The organism is Prevotella sp. oral taxon 317 str. F0108 (assembly GCF_000162415.1).
GTDB lineage: Bacteria > Bacteroidota > Bacteroidia > Bacteroidales > Bacteroidaceae > Prevotella > Prevotella conceptionensis.
In genome coordinates this window covers 377,010-383,099 of record NZ_GG740072.1, presented here as the reverse complement: position 1 = coordinate 383,099, position 6,090 = coordinate 377,010, and the positions used below count along the sequence as shown (strand labels likewise).

Here is a 6,090-nt window from a genome sequence, read left to right as displayed (position 1 = left end):
AATAACAAAGCGACATTGCACTGTATGGTGGCATGGCTTAGAAACTTCTTTCTGGCCACATACCAACATAATGCTCACTGATAGGTTGCGCGAGTTAGGATGTTTAATCCCGCTCGCGCAACCTTTTTTATTGCATTTTTCCTTCTGAAACAGCAGCTATTGTTTCGCCTATAAGTCTAGTTGTGGCCAAAAAAAACGCGCCACACACCATTATTCAACGGCTTTTCTTTCCGTTGCCAGGACATTATTGCTGAGAAAAACATTCTACATACGTTATCTCACGATGGTTTTCTTTCCATCAATGATGTATATTCCAGGCGCAAGCGCGCCCTTATCTCCCGACATTCTTTGCCCATTAAGGTTGTATATGGTTGGGAAATGGACATTTGTTTCATTTTCAAGCGTCGGATGTTGGATGCCATTCGTTACATGCCTTACAACGATTGTCTTGCCTTCTCCATTCTCTATATCAGTGAAATAGGCCTTAAACGCCTTTATTTGTTGATTGCCGAAGAAGGCTTGCAGCTTGTTTTGCCTGTTGAGATAGTAACTTCCCGTTGGTGGCGTAGTTGCATTAAGCGTTCCCACAAATGGGCTATTGGGGTTTGTTTTAGGCGAATGCACCTGCGTTTGGGCAACAAAGATGCTCTTCATATCTGTTTGCGGACTCAGTAAATAGGGCTCGCCAGCTTGCATTCCTGCATCTGTTAGCCGTTGGAAAACAACGTTATTTCCTTCCACATAAGCAAACTTCGCAATGACCGTCGCTTGTCCGAAAACGCTTTTCACCTCACTGGCTGAGAGCGAAACGGGCAATGTAAGGGTGTTGAACACGCCTTGTTTAAGTGCTTGATGAATTTGTACGTTTATGTTTTGCGCCTCCCCATACGTGTTTAGTCTGTCATCGTAATAGTTTATGGTTACATCTTGCGCAGTGAGTGGGTACAAGATAAGGGTTGTGCCTTGTGGAATGACAATTCCATAACAGTCTATTTCAGCTCCATTGTAAGCAAAGCAAGGCACATCTGTTCGCGGATTGGCTAGCTTATACTTCTCGTTGGCGGTGAATGATGTGTGAACCCAGCTGTAAGTATATTCGGACAACTTGTTGAATGGTACGTTTGGAGCTGATGCGCTTTGGCTTGAAACCTTTCTTAGGCTTATCCTTTCAACGGCATTGATGGTGGGGAGCGCATCCACTTCTTCGTAAACACCGCGCACTTCGCCTGTAACGAGGTCGCCTCTTTGCCAATCGCCGCGCTTGGAAACCAACACACGAATAAGTGCGGTGTGGTCTTTCACAAACAATTCTGCATCATTACTGCCCAACACTAGTGCCTTATTGATTTTCAATGTCGCCGCTTTCCCATGTTTCGTTTGCTTAAAACTAGCAATGTCGGCAACGGTTTCTTCTGTTTTTGGCTTATCTTCGTTGGGGTCTGTTGTTGGCGGTGTCTGCCCTTCTTCGTACGCTATCTCTACTTTTTCGAGCGAAAACGTCTTGCCCCTTGGCGGATAAACCGTGATAACCAACTGCTGCGCGTTGCCTTGCCAAACATTATCAGCCGTCAATTTACCACTCGACACCTCCATTTCTCCTGCCTCCGGCAGAACCTCCTTGCCCGATTTAAGGAAGTGGAGGGTTACTTTTCGCATGTTTTTCTGTGCTGCAATAGTCAGGGTATTGTTGTTGTACAAGCGTGCATAGCCCCAATTTGCAGGCACTACCCTACCCTCACCCCTGCTGAAGGTGAGCAACACCCCACCTTGCTCAACGGTAGTGAGGGGATAACTCTGGCCTTTCTTAACCTTGGGCATAAGCTTGGTCAGGTCTAACACTTCTGCGCGCATGCCTACAACGCCGCAAACGCAGGCAAACAACAAGATAAAAGTTCTTATGTACAGATGTTTCATGGTTATTAGTAGGTATTAATTAGTTAATGATGCAAATATAGTTGTTTTGCAAATATTTGCATATTACAAAGCAGAAAGATGTAATGAATTAAGCAAAGTTTAACATTAGGAGTGGCTTTAAGGAGGATTTAAAGGCGTTTTAGAACAGTAAGGGATGAAAAAAGGGGAGACCATAAGCCTCCCATTTTATAAGTTCAACCCGCTACAACGGGCACTTTAAGTGAAAAACAAAAGCTATCGTCGCTTACATCGCTTGTAGAGTTCGGCTAGGTCGGAATGCGGAACGCCTTTTTTTGTAAGCATGTTAAGCTCTTGCGTAGCCTTTTCAAACTGTTTCATGTCGATGAGCGTTTCCACCTTATATATATAGTACTCGGTATTGGCATTATCCTTTGATATTGCCTGCTCGTAATCGTACAAAGCCAGTTGCAGCATTCCCCTTTCTCGTTCTATCCCTGCACGCACAGCGTAGGCCAAAGCCTTATCAGCATGTTGGTTCACCAATCTGTTCGCCAAATCAAGGGCCTCAGTGTGCCGTTTCATCTTTTGATTTAAAAGGGCAAGGGCCACCAATGTTTCAAAGTTGCCCGGAATATGCACCAATAACTTTTCGTAATCGGCCTTAGCCAGGTCGTAACGCCGCATCCGTTCGTATGCAAAGGCTCTGAAATACAATGCCGTTGCGTTGTTGGGAAAACGCGTTAAGACGTTGTCGTACTCGTCTTTGGCGTATTGCCATTGTTCCAATTGCAGGTTCAGAGCCGCTTTTCGCAAGCGTAAGTCAATAGAATCGGGGTGCATGTCGGCCTCCTTAGCCAACACGGCAATGCTGTCGCGCAACTCTTTCTTTGTCTGCGCGGCAGCATTAAAGCTTATAGTGGCGACCAAGAAGGCCAAAATTACATTTCGTTTCATTTCTTATAGTTGAGAATGGGGTTTTATTTCTGTTTGCCAAGCTCGTTACCCCCCTACTTTGACAGGCAAGAACACTGTAAAGAGCGTTAGAACGGCATCGGTTCATCATTCATACGCGAACCAATCAAGCCGCCACCATCGTCGGGCAAAGCGGGTTGCGAAGGGGTATCATCGGGGTTTTCAAACCTCGTGTACTGCCCTTTAAAGGTAAGCAGCACGTCGCCCGTGGCACCTTTACGGTGTTTGGCAATGATAATTTGCGCCATTCCGTGCAAGTCGTTGCCCTTATCGTCTTCAAATATATGGTAGTATTCGGGGCGATGCACAAACAACACCATGTCGGCGTCCTGCTCAATGGCACCCGACTCGCGCAAGTCGCTCAGTTGTGGACGCTTTCCTTCAAGGCCTTCACGGTTCTCTACGTTACGACTAAGCTGCGACAGCGCAATGACGGGGATGTTTAATTCCTTGGCTAAGCCTTTAAGTGAACGGCTGATGGTGGACACTTCTTCTTGTCGGCTGCCGAATTTCATGCCGTTGGCATTCATCAGCTGCAAATAGTCTATCATGATAACGCCCACACCTTTCTCTCTAACCAAACGGCGCGCCTTGGTTCGCAGTTCGAAAACAGAGAGACCGGGCGTATCATCCACGTACACTTGTGCTCCTTGCAGGTTGCGCAGCCGTTTGTCAAGTCGGTCCCATTCGTCGGGCGTTAACTGTCCGTTAAGTATCTTGCTGCCCACAATCTCGCATACATTGGATATAAGTCGGTTAACAAGCTGCACGTTATTCATTTCGAGCGAGAAAAATCCGATGGGCACTTGTGCGTCTACGGCGATGTTCTTAGCCAAGCTTAGCGCAAAGGACGTCTTACCCATTGCAGGGCGTCCAGCGATGATAATCAGGTCGGACGGTTGCCAACCCGACGTTATCTCGTCTAGTTTGGTATAACCAGTGGGCACTCCCGTCATGCCACCGCTATTGGCCGAGGCCTTTTGCAGAATGTCGATAGCCTGCTTTATCACGGGGTCTATCTGCGTAAAGTCCTGCCGCATGTTCTTCTGCGACAGTTCGAAGAGCGCACCCTCGGCCTCTTGCATCAGATTTTCAACGTCGATACTCTCGTCGAAAGCCTTTGTTTCGATGTTACTGGCAAAAGAAATAAGCTGACGAGCCAAGAACTTGTGGGCAAGTATGGCCGCATGGTACTCAATATGGGCCGAAGATGCCACTTGCGAGCTGAGTTCCACCACATAAGGTGCGCCGCCAACGTCGTCGATGGTGCCGTCGCGTTTCAGTTGTTCGGTAACGGTCATGATGTCAACAGGCTTTTCGTCCATGTTGAGCGACCTTATGGCGGTGTATATTTTCTGGTGTCTGGGTTCGTAAAAGGTTTCGGGATGCAACATCTCGCTTACCACGGCGAAAGCGTCCTTGTCTATCATCAAGGCACCCAGCACCACCCTTTCCAGGTCGAGAGCTTGGGGCGGCAAGTGTCCGTAAGTGTTGTCAACGGGCACCGATTTCTTCGTTCTTCTGTTCGTATTGCTTGTTTCGGGCATGTTCTATTATGTTTATATCGTGTGTTGTCCCCTATCGTTCGGGGCGTTTCTCAATCAACAATTTGGCCGTTCGCAACATGTATATCTCTTCTTCGCAACACCGGCACAACGCGAAGTTGCGTGCAACAAGCAAGCCTAAGCCTATGTTATATTGCGGGAAGAGCATAACCGAATGTGGTACGGCATGTGGCCAACACCTTGTTCAAAAGCGAACGTAGGTACAAATTTACCAAAAATAATGCGATTAGCGATGCTCGTTGCGAAAAACATGCTGCACTTTGGCGCAACCTTTAATTTAATTTGACCAACATAAAGTCGTTGCGCAAAAATGTGTTACCTTTGCATAGTTAACAATCAAGGCAATTTATGATTACATTTCCCTGTGCAAAGATAAACCTAGGACTGAACATTGTGGCCAAACGCAATGATGGTTATCACGACTTAGAGACGGTTTTCTACCCCGTTCCGCTAACCGATGCCCTGGAAGTAAAGCTGATGGACGAGCAGTTTCCGTCTGAAGTGGCGTGCGACTTGAAGGTTACAGGCAACACCCTTGTAGGCGACGAGCAGCAGAACTTGGTGTGTAAGGCCTACAACTTGTTGGCGCGCGACTTCTCTATGCCTCGCGTACATGCACATCTTCATAAGCGTATTCCCTCGCAAGCAGGCTTAGGGGGCGGTTCGAGCGATGCCGCATTTATGATAAGGCTACTAGACGAGCGTTTCAGGCTGAACATTGGCAATGCAGAAATGGAGCGATACGCCGCCCAACTTGGTGCCGACTGCGCCTTTTTCGTTACGGCTGAGCCATCATTTGCCACAGGAAAGGGTGAAATTCTCGAACCAGTGGACACGCCCCAGCACAACCTTAACGGCTATTTCTTGGCTATCGTGAAACCCGATGTGGCTGTTTCTACGGCCGAGGCCTTTAAGCACATTGTTCCTAAGCGGCCTGCCAAATGCTGTCGCGACATTGTTAGGCAGCCCATAGCAACGTGGAAAGATGAGTTGACGAACGATTTCGAACAGTCGGTGTTTGCCATTTACCCCGAACTAGCCAACATTAAGCGCGAACTTTACGCGCAAGGAGCGTTATATGCGCAAATGTCGGGCAGCGGAAGTGCCATTTTCGGATTGTTCGAGCAATGCCCAAAAGAAGTAGAACACCTGTTTAAAGACCACTTCGTTTATATCACGCAACTATAAAACAATACGGTTTCGCACTTTATCGTCAAACAAAATTGGATTTTGAATGCGCGTTCCACCTGTCGGCAAAGCAAATGGGCAATAGTTTATAGGCAAAAAGAATTGCTTTTGGAATGCTGGTTGTGCAACGCCGTTTTGTTGACTATGTGTTAGTGAAAAACTGTTCGTAGTGCGGGTACAAACACGCTTGTAGTGTCAGTACAAGGGGGCTTGTGCAGATGTTATATAGTCAAACAGAATTGGATTTGCAAAGCCATAAGTGCATCGTAAACAAACAAAAGTCCTCCTTATCCTCTGTGCAAGGGTTTATAGATGCCATGCAACACAACGTCTTGCATCCTTCTAACAACAATTTTCCAAAAACAATTCTGTTTGACTATAAATTCACCCTTTCAATAGAATAGCAGGTGTATTCGTTTGAAAGGGTGGAGCATGATATTCATACAAAGCCCACGGCCTTTGAATTGCAAGTTTTGAAGTCATCTAGGCT

4 protein-coding genes are annotated in these 6,090 nt (G+C 46.9%); 1 reads left to right on the top strand and 3 read right to left on the bottom strand.

The features are described from left to right. Positions 1–273 precede the first annotated feature (273 nt). The 3 genes from HMPREF0670_RS01320 to dnaB form a co-directional block, all read right to left on the bottom strand. The gene (locus HMPREF0670_RS01320; RefSeq protein WP_044077580.1) at positions 274–1,914 is read right to left on the bottom strand and encodes a hypothetical protein; all 1,641 of its coding nucleotides are present in this window, start codon (positions 1,912–1,914) and stop codon (positions 274–276) included. A gap of 234 nt (positions 1,915–2,148) precedes the next feature. Beyond that, the gene (locus HMPREF0670_RS01315) at positions 2,149–2,829 is read right to left on the bottom strand and encodes a tetratricopeptide repeat protein (RefSeq protein WP_009229357.1); all 681 of its coding nucleotides are present in this window, start codon (positions 2,827–2,829) and stop codon (positions 2,149–2,151) included. 86 nt (positions 2,830–2,915) lie between these two features. After that, a complete protein-coding gene (gene dnaB, locus HMPREF0670_RS01310; protein ID WP_009229356.1) occupies positions 2,916–4,394 on the bottom strand; it encodes a replicative DNA helicase in 1,479 nt (492 codons plus the stop codon). Between the two features lie 366 nt (positions 4,395–4,760). Here dnaB and ispE point away from each other — a divergent pair, with 366 nt between their 5' ends. Then, complete coding sequence (ispE, locus tag HMPREF0670_RS01305) at positions 4,761–5,600, top strand: 4-(cytidine 5'-diphospho)-2-C-methyl-D-erythritol kinase (protein WP_009229355.1); 840 nt, start codon at positions 4,761–4,763, stop codon at positions 5,598–5,600. Positions 5,601–6,090 lie beyond the last annotated feature (490 nt).